Source organism: Botryobacter ruber (assembly GCF_003347595.2).
Lineage (GTDB): Bacteria > Bacteroidota > Bacteroidia > Cytophagales > Hymenobacteraceae > Pontibacter > Pontibacter ruber_A.
On sequence record NZ_QCZK02000047.1, the window covers coordinates 37,364 to 54,631 of the forward strand.

Sequence of the window (17,268 nt, forward strand, 5' to 3'; positions counted from 1 at the left end):
CACAAGATGAAATCTTGCGGTAGTTTATTTTTTTCAAGATTAGCTTCAAAGGAGGGACTTTGATCACTCCAACTCCACCACAAAAGCACCCTCTGCGCCGACATCATGAAACGGGATACCGGCAGCGGTTAACTGCGGCTTCAGCTTTTGCAGGTACCAGGGACTGTTGGAAGCATCGAGCAGGAGCATTTTGAAGGAGAACCCCTGCAGATCTTCAGGCGTGATGCGGACGTTTTGCGTGAGCAGGACATAATCTACCGCCGTCGGGGCTTTTGGCTGCACCTGCAACGGCTTCGACACGACCAGCACCCGCAGCCCCTGCCATACATACAGGCTGTTGCTGTCCGGGAGTATGGCTTGTGCCACACCTGCAAGCGGCGTTTCAGCTATCAGACTGGCAAACTGCGGTTGCTGTACTCCCCGGTGCCACAGGTCCGGCTGCAGGTTGAATCTGTAATCGGGTGACTGAGTAGTTAAACCGGTGTTGCTGAAAACCGTTGCCTGTTGCCCCTGCAGGAACGAGAAGGCGGTGTTGCCCCGCAGGCTGTAGACGGTAAAGCTTTGCTGGTGCTTCTGCTGCTGTACTTCCAGAAATTGCTGCAAACAAAGCACTGCTCCTGCCACCACAGCCACTGCCAGGTAAAGTAGTTGTTTCAGGGCGAAAAACACGATCAGCAACAGGAGCAGCACATACAACAGCAACGCCTGATGACCGCTGATGTCGATGCCGTTCACCACCGCCTGCGGCAGGCTTCCCACCCACAGGTTGTATTCGTTCATCAGCCAGATGTTTTTTTCATGCACCCAAAATACTCCATCCCCTACATACGGAATCCAGAAAAGGGCAAGCGCGGCCACACCGGAATACAGCGCCCCCGACGCCAGCACCACCACCAGCAGGTTCGCCAGCCAGAAATAAACCGGGAACTGGTGAAAGTAGAACAGCCCCAGCGGCAGTGTTGCCAGTTGCGCCGCCAGCGCCAGCGTAAACAGTTTCCAGGCATAATCCGGGAGCCAATGAGTAAAGGTGAGCAGGTTGTTGAAGCGGGGCTGCAGGTACACGATGCCCAGCACTGCCAGGAACGAGAGCTGAAACCCGACATCCAGGAGGTAATACGGGTTAGCGAACAGCAGTGCAAAGGCAACCGCAGCTACGGTATTGTAAATATTTGCCTGCCGCCGCAGCGTCAGTCCCACCGTCACGAGCGAAAACATCGACACCGCCCGCAGCACCGACGGCGACAGCCCCGTCACGAAGGCGTAGCCCCAGAGTGTGGCTATGATGACAGCTGCAGCAACCCACCCTACCCTGCTCGTGCGCCGGCTCCCGGTAAAGAGCAGCATCAGCAACAGGTAAATCATACCCACATGCAGCCCCGACACCGCCAGCACGTGCATGGTCCCGGTTCCGGCATACACGTCGCGGATGGCATTGTCCAGCTCGTCCTTCACGCCCAGCACGAGGGCAGCTGAAATACCCAGCTCCCGCCGTTCCTGCACATGCGCACGCAGCAGCGCCTCCAGCTTGCGCCTGATCCGGATGCTGTAGTTCAGGAAGGCATTGGAGGGTTCCTTGCCAATAATTTCGTACTGGTGCGGCTGCAGGTAATGCCGGAAATAAATGTTTTTGTTCGAAAGGTACTGCCGGTAATCAAACTGGTGCGGGTTAGCAGGAGGCGGAACGGCTTGTGGCGCTCCTTTGATCAGCAGCTTATCGCCATAGCTTAATTCATACGACCGCTCCGAGTCGTGCGGCACCGCGAGCTGCACTTTTCCGGATATTGGCTGCCATTGTCCCGCAACCTGTACCTGCTGCAGTTCCAGTACCGTTGCCTGGTGCCCGGGCTTCTGCACGACAAAATCTTCTACCACGCCTGTATAGTAGGCAGGTGTTTGTTTAAGGTTGTGGAAGTGGTGCGGGTGGTGAAGCGCTGTGCGTTGCTGTGTTACCCAAAAGCCGGCGGCTGCAAACGTAAACAGCGCCAGCAGGCCAGCAACAGCCGTAGTTCCGTAGGATTTAACTTTTCTTGAAACGGCAAAGGCAGCCAGGGTAGCCAGCACAAAAAAAGCAAGCAGCTCGGTAATGTACCCGAACTCCCTGCCGGTGTACAGATAAACCAGGATGCCTCCGATAAAACTCAGCGTTACCCTTACGAAGGGGAACGGCGCCCACTGCCACATGATCAGCCCCTGTAAATCATTTTATAATGATCGATGTCGCATTCGCTGAAAAGTTCGCCTACGACCTCAAAGCCATGCCGCTTGTAAAAGTTCAGCGCGGGCAACTGGGCATGCAGGTATATACTTCGCTCCGGGTGCGCTGCCTGCACATCCTGCAACACCGCCTGCAGGATATGCCCTCCCACCTGCCGGTTCCGGTACTCCTGCAGCACGGCAAAGCGCTCCAGCTTTACGCCGTTCTCCGTCGTGCGCCAGCAGGCTGCGCCGCAGGGCACGTTCTCGTACGTAGCCAGGTAGTGGACAGAAGTTTCCTCGAATGCATCGTATTCCTCTTCACGCGGCACCTGCTGCTCTACCACAAAAACCTGTTCGCGTATGGCGTAAGCAGCCTGTAAATCCTGCTCACGTTCAAGTCTGAATAATTCGATCATGCTGTTCTTCAGAGAAGATTGGTATTGTATTTATTGTTAGTATGCCTGCGAAAAATATTCTCCCGGATTAAGTCCGGGACCTGCGGCTTTGAAGCTACTCGTATAGGAAAAAAACTGAAACGGGTGCTAGTGCGAGCTTGTAGCTCGTACTTTCATTTCCTAGGCTAAAATGCTGCATTGCTTCTTACATCAGCAGAACGAAACGATATTTAATGCTTTACATCAAGGCGTGTAAGTACGAGCTACAAGCTCGCACTAGCAAAAGCTTTTATCATGAAAGCACTAAGCTTCCTACTGCTGATTCGGATTTGTAATCCGAATCAGCAAAATAATTTGCTCCAGGTTGAAAACTTGAAGCAGTGTTTTTTATGGCACAAAAAAAGCCAGGAACAGCGGCTCTCACCTCCGTTCCTGGCTTCCTGTTTATTTGTTGTTATACTTCCACTTCTTTGCTGCGGCGGTTGGACTGCTTTCGGGCAGCGTCGTCGGCGGTTTTGGTTTCTTCCAGGATGGCGCGACGCTCTTCGTCTGCTTTGGCGTAGGCATTCACGATGTCTTTTACCAGGCGGTGACGCACCACGTCTTCCGGTTTCATTTCCACAAAGCCGATGCCTTTTACATCGCGCAGCACATGAAGCGCTTCCATCAAACCGGAACGCTGGCTGCGTGGCAGGTCAATCTGGCTACGGTCGCCGTTGATCATCACTTTGGCAGTCGGGCCCATACGGGTCAGGAACATCTTGATTTGGGCGGGCGTGGTGTTCTGCGCCTCGTCCAGCAGCACAAAGGCATTGTTGAGCGTGCGGCCACGCATGTAGGCCAGTGGTGCAATCTCAATGATCTTGTTTTCCTGGTAATACTTCAGCTTTTCAACCGGTATCATATCTTCCAAGGCATCGTAAATCGGGCGCAGGTAGGGATCAACCTTATCTTTCATGTCGCCGGGCAGGAAACCCAGGCTTTCGCCTGCCTCTACCACCGGACGCGAGATGATGATCTTTTTCACCTCCTTGTTTTTGAGCGCACGCACCGCCAGCGCTACAGAAATATAAGTTTTACCTGTACCGGCCGGACCCAGTGCAAACACAAGGTCGTTTTTAAAGACCGTGTCCACAAGCCGCTGCTGGTTAGGCGTTTTGGCTTTGATGATACCGCCCTTGCTGCCGTACACGATAACATCGGGCGCTGTCACCATTACTTCGTCATCCAGTAAAGGATCGGAAGAAAGGTATCTGTTTACGCTATTCTCCGTAATCTTACCAAACTTATGGTAATGGTCGATCAGGGACGTGAGTATATCATGTATTTTAGCAATGTCCGGCGACTTCCCCTGTATCTTGATTTCATTCCCCCTGGAAATGATTTTACTGCTCGGGAAGGCGGCAGCCACCTGCTTTATATTCTGATTTTCTGTCCCCAGAAAATCAATAAGGGAGATATTCTCCAGTGTTATGATTTTCTCTACCAAATGCTTTTCCTTAAATTTTGGTTTAAAGGTATTATTTTCTTTAACTTAACAAAACCTGTAACGAAATAATTGCAAAATCTACTCAAATTCTACTTCGTGTTATGGCTGTAATTACGTTCACCTCTGATTTTGGATATACAGACCATTATGTAGCGGCTGTCAAAGCCAAAATCATCACCCACGCGCCGCAAACTACCATTGTGGATGTCACCCATGCCGTGGAACCCTTTAACATTCCGCAGGCAGAATATGTGCTGGGCTCGGTCTTTTCGGAGTTTCCGGCAGGTACGGTACACCTGGTGGCTGTCGACACCCACGGCAGCCGGAAAGGCCGGTTCCATGCGGCGCTCTACAAAGGGCATTATTTCCTGCTGGCCGACAACGGCCTGCTGTCGCTGCTGACCGACGGACGACCTGACAAGGTGGTAGAACTGTCAACGGACGGGCAGCTGTACCCTTTCCCGGCCAAGGAACTGCTGGCGCCTGCGGCTGCCTTCCTGGCGAAGGGCGGCGACATGGATGTGCTGGGCGAACCCACGCTGAATTTCCGGAAGCTGCTCAACCGCCAGCTGCGCCTGCTCGATCATTCCATTACAGGCCATGTGATTCATGTAGACCGCTACGGCAACCTGATCACCGATATTACCCGCGACTGCATCGATACCATCGCCCACGGCCGCACCTACACCATCCACTTCGGCCGCGAAACGGTTGGCAGGATCAACCCCACCTACAACCAGGTAGACGAAGGCGACTGCTGCTGCATTTACAACAGCCAGAACCAGCTTTGCATCGGCATCAACAAAGGACACGCCGCCGAACTCCTGGGCCTCGGCTTCGACTCCCAGATAGATGTGCGCTTTTACCCGGGAAGCTGAGGAAGTTTGGGAGTTTAAGAGTTAGAGAGTTATAGAGTTGAGGAGTTTGGGAGCTGGAAAATGCTTTCTGCTCCTGCCTCCATTGCCTCTGCTGCTTTTGTCTGAACCGTTGATTTACAGTGATTTTTCTGATTTACCTGTTTTTGATCGTGCACGATTAATTGTCTGAATCAGGATTTACAGAATTTTTGAATTTTCAGGATTTTTTGTCTGAACACGATTAAGAAGATTTAAGAAAAAACAGGATTCTATATGATGCGCTTCCGGTGGAATTATCCGAATGAGCGAAGATTTGGAAGTTAGAGAGTTTAGGAGTTTGGAAGTTTAAGAGTTTAGGAGGTAGAAAGGCAGGGATTTTGTAGGGGTTGAAGATTTTCAACCCTGTAACAGGGAGGTTGAGAGGTTTGGGGCATGACTGTAGAGACGCGGTGCCCGCGTCTCCTGCACGAACCGCAAACAAACCAAATCAATCCTGTTATTCCTTAAATCTTCTTAATCGTGCTCAGACAAATAATCACATAAATCATAAAAATCACCGTAAATCAAAGGTTCAGACAAACACAGCAGCAGAGGCAATGGTGGCAGGAGCAGAATAGATTTTACCATATCAACTCATAACTTTTAACTCTTAACTCTTAACTCTTAACTAAATCACCTATGCTTGTTCGGATTGTACGCATGACGTTTCGGGAGGAAAAGACGCAGGATTTCCTGGTGATTTTCCGCAATACCAGGGCCCGGATTCTGGCTTTTGAGGGATGTAAGCATGTAGAACTGCTGCAGGACCTGCACCACCCGAACGTGTACAGCACCTACAGCCTCTGGGATTCGGAAGAGCACCTGGATGCCTACCGCCACTCTCCTTTTTTCGGGGAAGTCTGGAAAGCGACCAAAGCGCTGTTTGCGGAGAAGGCGCAGGCCTGGTCGTATGTGCAGGTAGCAGGCAGCCACCAGGCAGACGATCCAGCTCATCAAAATGCTCCTGTTTAGAACAAAGCTGCGGGTTTTGCTGTACCTTGCACTGTAAACGTTGCCGCACCAGGTAATTTCCGGCAATTAAACACGAACCGAATATGCCAAACTACTTCGAACTTTATAACTTGCCCGAAAGCTTTCTGCCCGACGAGAAAGCTGTTAAAAACAAATACTACCAGCTCAGCCGCGAGTACCACCCCGACTTTTTCGCCAACGAGCCGGAGGAGAAGCAACAGGAGATTCTGCAGCTTTCCACCCAGAATACCAACGCCTACCGCACCCTCAGCGACCCGGACCTGCGCATGCAGTACATCCTGAAGGAGCACGGCCTGCTGGACGAAGGCGGCAAAAACGACCTGCCTCCCGACTTCCTGATGGAGATGATGGAGCTGAACGAGGAGCTGATGGAGCTGGAATTCGATTTCGACGCTCAGAAATTCCACGAAATCGGCGAAAAAAGCAGCGGTGTTTTGGCTTCGATCGAAAATGATATCCTGCCCACGCTGCAGCGATACCCTGAGCTTCATGGGGTTACGAAAGAGGCGGCCCTGGAGGAGGTAAAAACTTACTACCTCAAGAAAAAATACTTGTTGCGAATAAACGAAACATTATCTAAGTTTGCGGGACGTTCCTGAAAGGGGAACAAGCCTTGGTGGCGGAATTGGTAGACGCGCTGGTCTCAAACACCTGTGAGGTTACACTCGTGCCGGTTCGACTCCGGCCCAAGGTACGGTTAAATAGAAGCCCTTGTAAGTTCAATCCTTACAAGGGTTTTTTGTTTTGGGGAACGGTACAATAAATAATAATTTAGATTCAGTTCAACGGTTTGCAGCTACCCAAAAGTTGGCGATTTCGAAGCACTTCATTGTCAACCAAATATAAACGATAGAAGCACAAAACTTTGTTTAACCACTAAACCGCCACTTTTGTGTAGCTTCAGTTATGGGCTGCGCTATTATTCATGAAATCATTATTTTACTGATTAGTTAAGAGGGGGCAAGCTTTTATCACACCTTTGAGCATTTGAATGTGCTAATACTTTTCCAACAGAAGTTAACTGTATATTGGTACCAATAGTATCCCACCATTCTCTAAGTACTTTCAAGTTTTGTCTCTTATCCCATTCTTGCATAAACACCTTAATGTTTTCTTGTTTTACAGTTTCGTCCTGCTTATAGAGATCGTAAATTGCTTTCAATGCATTTTTTTGTTCATCTGTAAGTTGTACTGGAACATTAATCAAATTCCCATTCATTGGAAATTTACGGTACAAAGAGAGAGAATCTATTTGATTTTTATTGGAAAGATTTAACCGTAAAAATTTATTATTTAAAGCATGTTCTACTAATATGTTTTGTGGCAATTGATTAGATAAAAGTAATTCAATAGCTTTTTGGAAGCTTTCCGACTCTTTTTCAATACCAATCTCAATATAACCAGGAAGCATTTCCGGATAATACTGTTGGATTGTTTTTAATCCACCAAAAGAATTAATTCGCACAGCATCTAATATGTCCAAATGGTCAAGCCACTCTTTACCTGTCGGAAGCTTGTCATATAATAATTCACCGAACAAATCATTCAAAACATTTAATCCTTCATGAATATCTCCGCTTAAAGGAAGAAAATATGACACCGAATGAAAAACAGTCAATCCAAGTAAAGCATCATCAGAAATTTTATCTACTATCTCAACTGCACGACTAATTCCTGCTCTAATAATTCGATTTTCACCTCTTTGAAATCTGTGAATTAGCAATTCAGATAAAAGGTCATAATCAGCAGGTCGTTCGGTGGAAGCTGCTGTCTTTTGGGCTTCAACTAACAATAATTGAAAGCTTGGATCTGCGAATGCGTCTAAAGCTCCATCAACAGCTTCCATTTTAGGCATCAGCTGATTTTCAAACTCTGCTATTCTCGAATTGGCAATTGCCAAAGCTTCTTGAGTATAATCTTTTCTAACTTGCAAGTTCATTTCATGATAAATTTCACGTGCCCGTTTTTCGTCAATGCCAATATTGACAATCATTTTGTCAGCTTGCAATTGCTGTGAATTATCTCCAGCTTTTTGATTTTGGTTATTACCCATTATAATCTCTACCAACTTGAAATTGCGAAGCATTGTTTTTTGCTTTTTGTTTTTGATTAACCTGATTCGTCTTTTTTATACCGATACGATATCCTACTGCTCCCCCTGATAAAAGACCAACAATTAATGTTATTATTGCTGTACCTAATCCCTCAAAAAACCATTCCATTATTTATAGTGTTTTAGTGTTTCAATTTATTCGTGTGTGTCGTTATAGCCTTACCCACAACTGTGGGACAGCATTAATAGACTTTTCAAACATACAGTTATCTGCACTATGTGCGTGAGTTTTCTAGATGCTCTTTTACTGTTTTAATCCTTTTCTTTTATTTCTACTGGAAATATACCTATAAATTCGATAAAAGTATAGCTCATGCTTTATAAACCTTTTTTATAATAAATCTTCTAATAGGATATATTTTAATTAAAATAAAAAAAAAACGGTATTACCCGGTTCTTTTGTTTAATCTACTTCAGTCTTAAATATCGCGGAATACTCTTCACAACTCGGACAGAAAAGGAAATAGTCTATTGAAGGCAACCTTCCGCTTTTTGACCAATGTGGCTGCTCTTCTTACATCAGCTCTAAATACTCATCCCCCACCCCCATTTGCCCCATAAAACCAGAAGCAGTATCTTTGCCCTGTGAAATACCTAACCCTCCTACTGGCGCTGCTCGTGATAACCTTGTCGGTAATGCCCTGCTGTGTTGCGGAGGAGTGCAGCGAGGAGGAGGTGACGACAGAGCATGCCGACAACCACGACAGCGACGCCGACCTTTGCTCCCCCTTTTACAGCTGCGCCGCCTGCATCGGCTTTACGGTGAGCAGTTTTTCCATAGCTATAGCAGCGCCACCTGCCGATGTTAGTATTTACTTTGTCAGGTACCGGCAGCGCTTGTTTTCCCAATTCCACCAGGTTATCTGGCAGCCTCCCAAAATCTGCTAATGCTCCAGTTGTGGCCTGTGTGCCACCTTGTTTGCGACACCCCGCGGTGCCGCACCAGTTTGATTTTTAGCATTAGTAAACCCGAAATGAAAAAGTATATCAGTTTGCTGCTCCTGCTGATGAGCAGCACCATGGCCTATAGCCAGAACATTCTCAAAGCCATCATCCGGGATGGCGAAACAAACCAGCCATTAATCGGAGCCACGGCCTCCGTAAAAGGAACTTCCATTGGAGCCAGCACCGATGCCAGCGGAACCGTCGAGCTACGCAACATCCCCGACGGCAGGCAGATCATCCGGTTCAGTTATGTCGGTTACCAGGACAGGCTCGATACCCTCACCTTCCCGCTTGCCCAAACAACGCCACTGGTGGTGCAACTGGAGCCCGGAGGCGAGGAACTCGAAGAAGTCGTTATCTCGACCACCCGCAGCAGCCGCACCATCCAGGACATCCCGACTCGCATCGAGGCCATTACGCTGGAAGAACTTGGTGAAAAGGGGAACATGAAGCCCGGCGACATCCGGATGCTGCTGAGCGAAAGCACCGGCATCCAGACGCAGCAGACTTCGGCTACCAGCGCCAGCGCCACCATCCGCATCCAGGGGCTGGACGGGCGCTACACCCAAATCCTGGAAAATGGTTTTCCGCTCTACTCCGGCTTTGCCAGCGGCCTCAGCATCATGCAGATTCCCCCGCTAAACCTGTACCAGGTGGAAGTGATAAAAGGAAGTTCGTCTACCCTGTACGGTGGCGGTGCGATAGCAGGGCTTGTCAACCTGATTACCAAAAAACCGACCGAAGCGGGAGAGCTTAGCTTTATGGCGAACGTAACCAGCGCCGGCGGCCTCGACCTGAGCAGCTTCTACGGCAAGCGCTTCGGCAAATTCGGCGTCACGGCCTTTGCCTCCCGCAACAGCAACCGCGCCTACGACCCTGCCGACCTCGGGCTTTCGGCTATTCCGGAATTCCAGCGCTACACCCTGAACCCGAAGCTCTACTACTACCCCAGCGAGCGCACGCAGCTTTACCTGGGCTTCAATGCCACACAAGAAGACCGCTTGGGCGGCGACCTCCGCTACCTGGACGGCGGGCAGGGCGATTTCTATTTTGAGCAGAACAACACCAGCCGCCTCTCCACGCAGTTCAACCTGGAGCACAAGCTATCGGACCAGTCCCTGCTTTCCGTGAAAAACAGCGTCAGTTTTTTTAACCGCGACATTGCCGTACGGGCCTATGACTTCTCCGGGAAACAGGTGTCCAGCTTCAGCGAAGTTGCCTATAACCACAACAGCGACAATTCGGATTGGGTAATAGGCGCCAACCTCTGGACCGACAAGTTTACAGAACAGAACGCAGATGCGGTGGGCGCCCGCAACTACGACAACACCATTGTGGGCGCCTTCGCCCAGAACACGTTTACGCCGGCAAACTGGTTTGTGCTGGAGTCAGGCCTGCGGACGGATTACGTGATGCCTGCCCCTGCTAAAAAGGTGGAGGGGCTGTTTGTGCTGCCACGCATTTCGGCCCTGTTCCGGATCAGCGAGCGCCTGAGTTCGCGCATTGGCGGCGGCATGGGCTATAAAACACCCACCATCTTTACCCAGGAAGCAGAAAACCTCACCTTCCGGAACATCCTGCCGCTCAACGCCAGCCTCGTGGAAGCTGAAACCTCCATCGGCGGCAATGCGGACTTCAACTACAACACCCTCATCGGGGAGCATGTGACCTTCAGCATCAACCACATGTTCTACTACACCTACCTGGACAACCCGCTCATCCTCACCTTCCGCCCCGACAACTTCTATGAGTTCCGGAACGCCAGCGGCTACGTAGATACCAAAGGCGTGGAAACCAACATGAAATTCGGCTATGAATGGGTAAAACTGTTCCTCGGCTACACCCACACCGATGCCCGGCAGCACTACAACGGCACCGTCACCCCGATGCCGCTAACACCCAAACACCGCGTGAACACCGTGCTGATGCTCGAAAAAGAGGATAACTTCCGCATTGGCCTGGAAGCTTACTACTTCTCGCAGCAGCGGCTTACGAACGGCGGCACCGGGCAGGACTACTGGATCAACGGCATCATGATTGAGAAGATGTTCGAACGCTTTTCCCTGTTCCTCAACTTCGAAAACATTTTCGACACGCGGCAGAGCCGGTTCGGCAGCATTTATACCGGCAGCATCAACAGGCCCGAGTTCAACGAAATCTATGCTCCTGTAGATGGAAGGGTCATCAACGGCGGCATTAAGCTGAATCTGCTATAGCAGGTTGAAGGATGATAACCTAAACCCGGCGGGTTTGTACCGGCAAAAAAAAAGAGGCTGCCCAACCGGACAGCCTCTTTTTACAAACAACTTAACTTAAACTTTCCTGCTGCCTATTTTTTAGCCAGCGTATCGGAATTATTTTTCAGGTCTTTCCAGTCTACTTTTTTAGATGGATCGATCCCGTTGATGTACTTTTCGATGTTGGTGTAACCGTCACCGTTGAGGTCGCCATTGGCATCGGAGGCATCGTTCGGGTTCAGGCCGTGCTTTTTCTCCCAATCGTCCGGCATGCCGTCGTTGTCGGAATCTTTATAAGGCTTGCCTTTGTACTTCGGATAGCCGCCCACCTGGCTGATGTCGGTGATGATACCGATTTTGTAAGAGTCCACGGGCAGACGACGGTGCTTGAAATTGTTCTCAGGCAATTTTACGTTCTTTTTTGGATCGATCTCGCCGGTACGCACCTGCTTCACGACACGCTCATCCACCTCATCGCGTTTTGGCAGCGTGGCGCCTGCATTCGCCAGCACATACTCATACGCCTGCATGGTAGGCATAATGGTAATCGGAGCCATCGGGAATGGTTTGTTCACCCGGATATCATCGGTATATTTTCCGGCATTTGGCAGGTCCTGGTCGTTCATGTCTTCCACCTGCACACCACCGTCCCAGTTATTTTTGGTTACGCGTTCGTTTCCTGCCATGATGTTGCCATGCACGTAGGCGCGGCCAAAAACTTTGTAGCCAAGGTTGCTGCGGCCCGACTCCGGGTTCAGTATTCTGTGACCGATCGGCTTGTCGGTAGGTGTGGCTGGTCCCGGCTTAAAGTAGTTGTTGATCATGTTATACGTGGCCGTGTAGTCGCCGCCGTCAACGGAACGGTGCACCCAGTTAAATACCACGTTGTTGGCGAAGTTAAAGATACCGTTCCAGCCGATAGAAGGGTTACGGCCGGCGTTGTTGGCCCACATGTTGCGCATGAAGGTACAGTTCTCACCGCCCAACGTGCTGCCGAAGGCGTGGTTCCAGGTATCGAGCGCTTCCGAGAATATACTGTTCTGGATGGTGATGTTCACCGTAGGAAGTTTCTTTTCTTTGCTGCCATCTTCCGGGTCGTACATGTGGCGGTACATGGACATGTTTTCATCCAGTCCCCAGCTGGCCGACACGTGGTCGATCATAATATTACCCACCGGGTTGCCACCGATCGCGTCGTCTCTTCGGCCCACATACGTTTCGCCACGGCGGAAGCGCATGTGACGGATCACCACGTCGTGCGTATTGATCCAGAACGATTCACCAGCCACACAAACACCGTCGCCAGGCGCAGTCTGTCCGGCAATGGTAATGTAAGGCGCACGCACGATCAGCGGGCTTTTCAGTTTGATGATACCGGCCACGTTAAACACCACGATACGGGCACCGCCTTTTTCGCAGGCTTCGCGCAAAGTACCCGGACCGCTGTCTTCGAGGCTGGTTACCACGTAAACTTTACCGCCACGACCGCCATACGAATACATACCGCCGCCTTCAGCACCCGGGAACGCCGGAATCTCCGCCTGCGGAAGATCCGATGGACGGCCCGCCCACGGGATATAAGGTTTTCCTTCTCTTGCTTCTTTTTTAATGATCGGCAACGCCTTCTCCCAGGCTTCATCAGAACGTTTCCGGGCATCTTCCATCAGCTCGTTTGTAGCTTTTTTAACGTCTTCCGGAATTTCAGGGTATTGGGCAAAAGCGGAATTGGAAAAGCCAAGCATCGATGCCAAAGCAAGGGCTGGAATAATGATTTTTTTCATACGGATATGGTTAATTTCGAATTAATGTTCGTCTGGTGGGGCGGATGTGGTGCCCATTTCAAACACGTTGATAGCTACAAGTTACATAAACTATAGCGGCAGCGAAAGCAGAACAAGGCCAACGGGGATATAACATGGCTGAACCGGGAGTTCCGCTACCTGAAGCAAATTGGGCTACTGAACCAGACTAAGCTTTAAAAGGATTTTCTACTTGCGTACGTAGTCGAACATTAAATTTAGTTTTGTCATCTCGACCGCAGGGAGAGATCTGGAGGTGCAGGAAGTTCGAATATTTCAGATCTCTCCCTGCGGTCGAGATGACATGTTACTCAAACTACTTTTTTAACGTTACTACTTATCCAGCCAGGCTTTAAACGCTGGGGTACGCTCACTGCTGATCACAACTTCAGCGTCAATAGGCGGGTCCAGTTCCAGCCGGAGGCGGCCTTTAAAGTGCGGATGTATTTCCATGGCCGCATCGATGTGCACGATCAGCTGCCGGTTCACGCGGAAAAACAGGTCCGGGTCGAGCAGGTTCATCAGGTCGTCGAGCGTATAGTCTACCGGGTACTTCTGGCCGTCGCGGGTAACGAGCAGGTTGAGTTTCTGGTCAACAAAAAAGTAGGCAATTTCATCAATCTTCACCGCCCGGATGCGTGCGCCTGATTTCACGAGGAAGCGCGATTTGTAGCTAGTGGAGCCGGCTGTCATTAGCTTTGCCAGCTCTTCGAGGCGTAGCGGCGGCGTGGCGGGCTGCAGGTTTTCCTGCAGCGATTTCAGTTTGTTCAGGCTGTTGGCCAGCTTTTCGTACTGCACCGGTTTCAGGAGGTAATCGATGCTGTTTACCTGGAACGCTTTGATGGCGTACTGGTCGTAGGCGGTCGTAAAGATAACAGGAGCCTTCACCTCCACCTGTTTAAAAATCTCAAAACAGAGCCCATCTTCCAGGTGGATGTCTACAAAAAGCAGTTCAGGTGCGGTGTTGTTTTGCAGCCATTCAACGGCACCCTCCACAGAACCGAGTCTGGCCTCTACCTGCAGCTCCGGGTCGTAGGTGTGCAGCATTTTAGTCAGCTTTTCAGCCGCCAGCGCCTCGTCTTCTATAATGACAACTTTCATCTGTTTCCGGTTAATTGATGTTACGCAAGCTGATTTAACTGTCCATCAGCTGAAAACACTGCTTTAAGCTTTAATTCTTCAGGAGCAGTGGCAATGGTCGCAGCTGCAGTAATGTTTTTTGCATAGTCATTGCTAACATAGCTGTTTCAAAAGTCCCCCTTTGAAGGCAGGGCCGTTTCATTCTCCGAGACTATCCCCTTGAGGCTAATCTTGTAGGGAAAAAGAAAAGGTACTGGAGCAAAGTTTAATTTGCTAGTGCGAGCTTGTAGCTCGTACTTACTTACCACGATAAAAAGCATGATGTTTAGTAAATATGCAGCATTTTAACCTGGGAAATGAAAGTACGAGCTACAAGCTCGCACCAGCGCACCCGTTTCCCTACAAGATTAGCCTCAAGGGGATAGTCTCGGAGAATGAAACGAACCTGCCTTCAAAGGGGGACTTTATTCTACCTTAGTCTGCTATCTAACAGCAGCTGTTAATTTAAAAATATAAAAACAGCTAAAGCTTTTCACTGCTAACGCTGTTCCATTCCAGCAATGGGAGCTTCACTGTAAAATACTGCTCATCCTGCTCCACCACAACCGGGTGGGGCGAAAAATACGCAAACCGTTTCCGGATATTGTCGAGTCCCACCTTCGGCAAATTGGAGGCTTCCTTGTGCTTGGGCTGAAACGTATTCCGGACCACCAGCCAGTGCTCCGCCTCCAGGTAAATTTCGATCGCCAGCGGGCTGGCTTCGGTGGCTTTGTTGTGTTTGATGGCATTCTCGACCAGCATCTGCACCGACAGCGGCGGCAGGTAAAAAGGCTTCAGCCCGGACGGTACATCCACCGAAACCTGCAACTGCCGGTTCAGCCGCCGCTGGAACAGGAAAGTGTAAGCCTGGATGAACTCCAGCTCCGTTTCCAGCTCCACCAGTTCTTCGTCGCGGTGCTGCAGCACGTAGCGGTACACATCGGCAAACCGGTCCAGGAACTGCTGCGCTTCCCGGGTGTCAATCTCGATCAGCGACGAGAGCACGTTGAGGTTGTTGAACAGGAAGTGCGGGTCGATGTGGGTTTTAAGCGATTCGAAACGCGTGCGCAGGTTCTCTTCCCGCAGCTTTTCAGACTGGATAAAAGCTTCCTTCCAGCGGGCCATAAAGTAAAACCCGAAAATAAGCGAGAAAACCGGGATGATAAACAGCAGCCCGTACAGGTTGAGCACCAGCACCTGCTCCGGGCTTGGCGGCAACCCGACCAGCATTGTTTTCAGCACATAATAAGAGGCGTTGATGCAGACAAGGGAATAGAGGCCGCTGCTAAGCAACTGGATCAGGAAACGCCGGAGCGGGTGACCGGTCCAGGGAGCGTGCTGGTTTAGTTGCAGGTGAATAAAACGGTTGCCCAGCCACAGCAGCGCCAGCACCACCACAATCCAGAGCAGGGCCGCCATGTACTCCTGGTCGCCGGGCAGCATGGCCAGCACCACCAGCAGTCCCAGCGACAGCAGTGCCAGGGCAGTTATCCATAGCTGGAGTCCTCCTTTCCCTATACCGGTTAACCTCATGTTTACAAGATAGAATGATGGGCTAATCTAACGAAACCTGGAGCACCTTGTTCCATGGTATATACTTATACTGCCGCTGCTGCGGCCACACCAGGATACCCCAGTTGGTTTCGTTTACATCGCTACGGCCTTTCAGCACCAGTTTCTGCCCGTCTTTCAGCACCACGGCCGTAGCACTGCCGTTGATAGGGGAAATACTGCTGATGTACCGGAAAGGTACCTGGCGCAGCGCGCCTGCATTGTCCCAGCCGTCCAGCGTTTCGGTATCCAGCTTCTCATCCAGGTCATAAATGAGCGAACCTGTCCAGGCTTGTTTTTCGGTGGTCAGCACTCGCCCATGCAGGGGTGCCGGTTTTTGAAAATGCCCGTAGCTGAAGCCTGCATCCGATGGATACGCCGTGAAACTTGCTCCTTTAAAGTTTATCCAGCGAATGGTTACCTGTCCCCAGGTAGGGTGCCTGACCACAATCCCCTGGTTCTGGTTATTCACGTTGCTGTTGTCCTGCAGGTAGTATTCCGTTCCGGAACGGAGCGTTACCAGCGCACCTTTTTCTTTGGGACGGATAGCGGCGATATCAATAAACCGGAGGCGCTGGTATTCGCCGTCCTTGTTTTTCCCGTCTACATAGTTGGAAGTCAGGTATTCGTCCATATCCCACTGCACCTGTCCGGTGTACGTAAAGCCGTTGCGGGTGGTGATGGTGCCGTAAAGCGGTTCGGCCTTCAGGTAAGCAAATGTAGCAGGCGTGGGCATAAACCGGATGCGGGCAATTTTATCCCATTCCAGGAATGTCTTCTCCTCGTCCGGCGCAATGACAGCAATTCGCCTGCCCAGCTGATTTTTATACTCTGGATCGTCGTTGATATACACATTGATTTTCTCGCCGCCTTTCAGGACAACCGTTGCCTCGTTCGCACCGGTTACCTGCAGGGCGGCCATGTCGCCGAAGCGGCAACGGAAGGTATGTTTGCGTGATGGGTAGCGGTTTTGCCACAGGTTCATAAAGCCCCATTCTACCTGTTGCTGCTTTTCTTCCTGGCTTAGTTTTTCCAGCTGCTCATAGTTGAGGTACCTGAGCACGGGATTGTCTTTCTTCTCCACCGTCAGCATATCTACCCACATGCGCTGCCCGGCGCTCCAGAGAAGCTGCCCTCTGTACTGCTCGTTGTTGCGCAGCGTCACCTCCCCGTACAGGAAACCTTCGTGCTGCGCCAGTGCAGGCAGGTCAGCAGCAGTCAGCAAGAGCAGCAGGATAATAAAGAAGAGGTTCTGTAGGCGCATGTTCATGTACAAAAAATGTAAGATAAGAATTTGCCGCTAAATGTTACGGCCAAACAGGGCTCAAACAGGACCAACCGTAGCTAACCCGGGAAAATTCAGGGCTGAACAAGCCGCTAAACTTCTCTGCTCCTGCCACCACAGCCGCTGCTGCCGGATTCACGCCCGTCCTCTGCTCCCCCTCCTGCCGCCTGACCGGCAAATTCACACCTCCACAAACAATTTTAGTACCCCCACCCAAATATTCAGCACAACCGCCTGATTATCAAAAATC

Annotated in this window: 14 protein-coding genes and 1 tRNA gene; 6 read left to right on the top strand and 9 right to left on the bottom strand. The window is 50.5% G+C overall.

Annotated features, from left to right (window positions below; genetic code table 11):
- Window positions 1–63: 63 nt before the first annotated feature.
- The 3 genes from DCW36_RS15165 to DCW36_RS15175 form a co-directional block, all read right to left on the bottom strand.
- Window positions 64–2,181 carry a ComEC/Rec2 family competence protein gene (locus DCW36_RS15165; RefSeq protein WP_114782404.1) on the bottom strand — a complete coding sequence of 706 codons (2,118 nt, stop codon included), beginning with the start codon at window positions 2,179–2,181 and terminating at the stop codon, window positions 64–66.
- Between the two features lie 2 nt (window positions 2,182–2,183).
- A complete protein-coding gene (locus DCW36_RS15170) occupies window positions 2,184–2,612 on the bottom strand; it encodes a GNAT family N-acetyltransferase (protein WP_114782405.1) in 429 nt (142 codons plus the stop codon).
- A 433-nt stretch (window positions 2,613–3,045) separates the two neighbouring features.
- Window positions 3,046–4,080, bottom strand: coding sequence for a PhoH family protein (locus tag DCW36_RS15175; protein ID WP_114782406.1), 1,035 nt, complete (start codon window positions 4,078–4,080; stop codon window positions 3,046–3,048).
- Between the two features lie 101 nt (window positions 4,081–4,181).
- Between DCW36_RS15175 and DCW36_RS15180 the strand changes: the two genes are divergently transcribed.
- The 4 genes from DCW36_RS15180 to DCW36_RS15195 all read left to right on the top strand — a co-directional run bounded on the left by DCW36_RS15180 (window position 4,182) and on the right by DCW36_RS15195 (window position 6,663).
- Window positions 4,182–4,958, top strand: a complete 777-nt coding sequence (locus DCW36_RS15180; protein ID WP_114782407.1) for an SAM hydrolase/SAM-dependent halogenase family protein — start codon at window positions 4,182–4,184, stop codon at window positions 4,956–4,958.
- Window positions 4,959–5,615: 657 nt separating this feature from the next.
- On the top strand, window positions 5,616–5,948 hold the full coding sequence (locus DCW36_RS15185) for a putative quinol monooxygenase (RefSeq protein ID WP_114782408.1): 333 nt from the start codon (window positions 5,616–5,618) through the stop codon (window positions 5,946–5,948).
- An 83-nt stretch (window positions 5,949–6,031) separates the two neighbouring features.
- Window positions 6,032–6,568, top strand: coding sequence for a Fe-S protein assembly co-chaperone HscB (hscB, locus tag DCW36_RS15190; RefSeq protein ID WP_114782409.1), 537 nt, complete (start codon window positions 6,032–6,034; stop codon window positions 6,566–6,568).
- An 11-nt stretch (window positions 6,569–6,579) separates the two neighbouring features.
- A tRNA-Leu gene (locus DCW36_RS15195) sits at window positions 6,580–6,663 on the top strand.
- A 252-nt stretch (window positions 6,664–6,915) separates the two neighbouring features.
- On the opposite strand, the gene DCW36_RS15200 is transcribed toward DCW36_RS15195, so the two are convergent.
- Together DCW36_RS15200 and DCW36_RS22615 are read right to left on the bottom strand one after the other, a co-directional pair.
- Window positions 6,916–8,022 (bottom strand): LPO_1073/Vpar_1526 family protein, encoded by a 1,107-nt coding sequence (locus DCW36_RS15200; RefSeq protein ID WP_114782410.1) that lies wholly within the window; start codon window positions 8,020–8,022, stop codon window positions 6,916–6,918.
- Window positions 8,015–8,191 carry a hypothetical protein gene (locus tag DCW36_RS22615; protein ID WP_164891151.1) on the bottom strand — a complete coding sequence of 59 codons (177 nt, stop codon included), beginning with the start codon at window positions 8,189–8,191 and terminating at the stop codon, window positions 8,015–8,017. The genes DCW36_RS15200 and DCW36_RS22615 overlap by 8 nt, the downstream gene beginning before the upstream one ends.
- 476 nt (window positions 8,192–8,667) lie before the next feature.
- On the opposite strand from DCW36_RS22615, the gene DCW36_RS15205 reads away from it, so the two are divergent.
- Both DCW36_RS15205 and DCW36_RS15210 read left to right on the top strand, forming a co-directional pair.
- Entirely contained in the window at window positions 8,668–8,970 is a 303-nt protein-coding gene (locus DCW36_RS15205) for a DUF6660 family protein (RefSeq protein WP_114782411.1), read from the top strand.
- Window positions 8,971–9,056: 86 nt separating this feature from the next.
- Window positions 9,057–11,243: a TonB-dependent receptor gene (locus tag DCW36_RS15210; protein ID WP_114782412.1), complete on the top strand. Its 2,187-nt coding sequence runs from the start codon at window positions 9,057–9,059 to the stop codon at window positions 11,241–11,243.
- Window positions 11,244–11,356: 113 nt separating this feature from the next.
- On the opposite strand, the gene DCW36_RS15215 is transcribed toward DCW36_RS15210, so the two are convergent.
- The 4 genes from DCW36_RS15215 to DCW36_RS15230 form a co-directional block, all read right to left on the bottom strand.
- Complete coding sequence (locus DCW36_RS15215) at window positions 11,357–13,045, bottom strand: polysaccharide lyase (protein ID WP_114782413.1); 1,689 nt, start codon at window positions 13,043–13,045, stop codon at window positions 11,357–11,359.
- 351 nt (window positions 13,046–13,396) lie between these two features.
- Entirely contained in the window at window positions 13,397–14,164 is a 768-nt protein-coding gene (locus tag DCW36_RS15220; protein WP_114782414.1) for a LytR/AlgR family response regulator transcription factor, read from the bottom strand.
- Window positions 14,165–14,665: 501 nt separating this feature from the next.
- Window positions 14,666–15,715, bottom strand: a complete 1,050-nt coding sequence (locus DCW36_RS15225) for a sensor histidine kinase (RefSeq protein WP_240676195.1) — start codon at window positions 15,713–15,715, stop codon at window positions 14,666–14,668.
- A gap of 22 nt (window positions 15,716–15,737) precedes the next feature.
- Window positions 15,738–17,003, bottom strand: a complete 1,266-nt coding sequence (locus DCW36_RS15230; protein WP_114782415.1) for a hypothetical protein — start codon at window positions 17,001–17,003, stop codon at window positions 15,738–15,740.
- Between the last annotated feature and the right edge of the window lie 265 nt (window positions 17,004–17,268).

Excerpts from the sequence above, each read along its gene's own strand:
- DCW36_RS15220 (WP_114782414.1), bottom strand. The coding sequence starts at position 14,164 with ATGAAAGTTGTCATTATAGAAGACGAGGCGCTGGCGGCTGAAAAGCTG.
- DCW36_RS15230 (WP_114782415.1), bottom strand. The coding sequence starts at position 17,003 with ATGAACATGCGCCTACAGAACCTCTTCTTTATTATCCTGCTGCTCTTG.
- DCW36_RS15200 (WP_114782410.1), bottom strand. The coding sequence starts at position 8,022 with ATGGGTAATAACCAAAATCAAAAAGCTGGAGATAATTCACAGCAATTG.
- DCW36_RS15185 (WP_114782408.1), top strand. The coding sequence starts at position 5,616 with ATGCTTGTTCGGATTGTACGCATGACGTTTCGGGAGGAAAAGACGCAG.
- hscB (WP_114782409.1), top strand. The coding sequence starts at position 6,032 with ATGCCAAACTACTTCGAACTTTATAACTTGCCCGAAAGCTTTCTGCCC.
- DCW36_RS15210 (WP_114782412.1), top strand. The coding sequence starts at position 9,057 with ATGAAAAAGTATATCAGTTTGCTGCTCCTGCTGATGAGCAGCACCATG.
- DCW36_RS15165 (WP_114782404.1), bottom strand. The coding sequence starts at position 2,181 with ATGTGGCAGTGGGCGCCGTTCCCCTTCGTAAGGGTAACGCTGAGTTTT.
- DCW36_RS15170 (WP_114782405.1), bottom strand. The coding sequence starts at position 2,612 with ATGATCGAATTATTCAGACTTGAACGTGAGCAGGATTTACAGGCTGCT.
- DCW36_RS15225 (WP_240676195.1), bottom strand. The coding sequence starts at position 15,715 with ATGAGGTTAACCGGTATAGGGAAAGGAGGACTCCAGCTATGGATAACT.
- DCW36_RS15215 (WP_114782413.1), bottom strand. The coding sequence starts at position 13,045 with ATGAAAAAAATCATTATTCCAGCCCTTGCTTTGGCATCGATGCTTGGC.
- DCW36_RS15180 (WP_114782407.1), top strand. The coding sequence starts at position 4,182 with ATGGCTGTAATTACGTTCACCTCTGATTTTGGATATACAGACCATTAT.
- DCW36_RS22615 (WP_164891151.1), bottom strand. The coding sequence starts at position 8,191 with ATGGAATGGTTTTTTGAGGGATTAGGTACAGCAATAATAACATTAATT.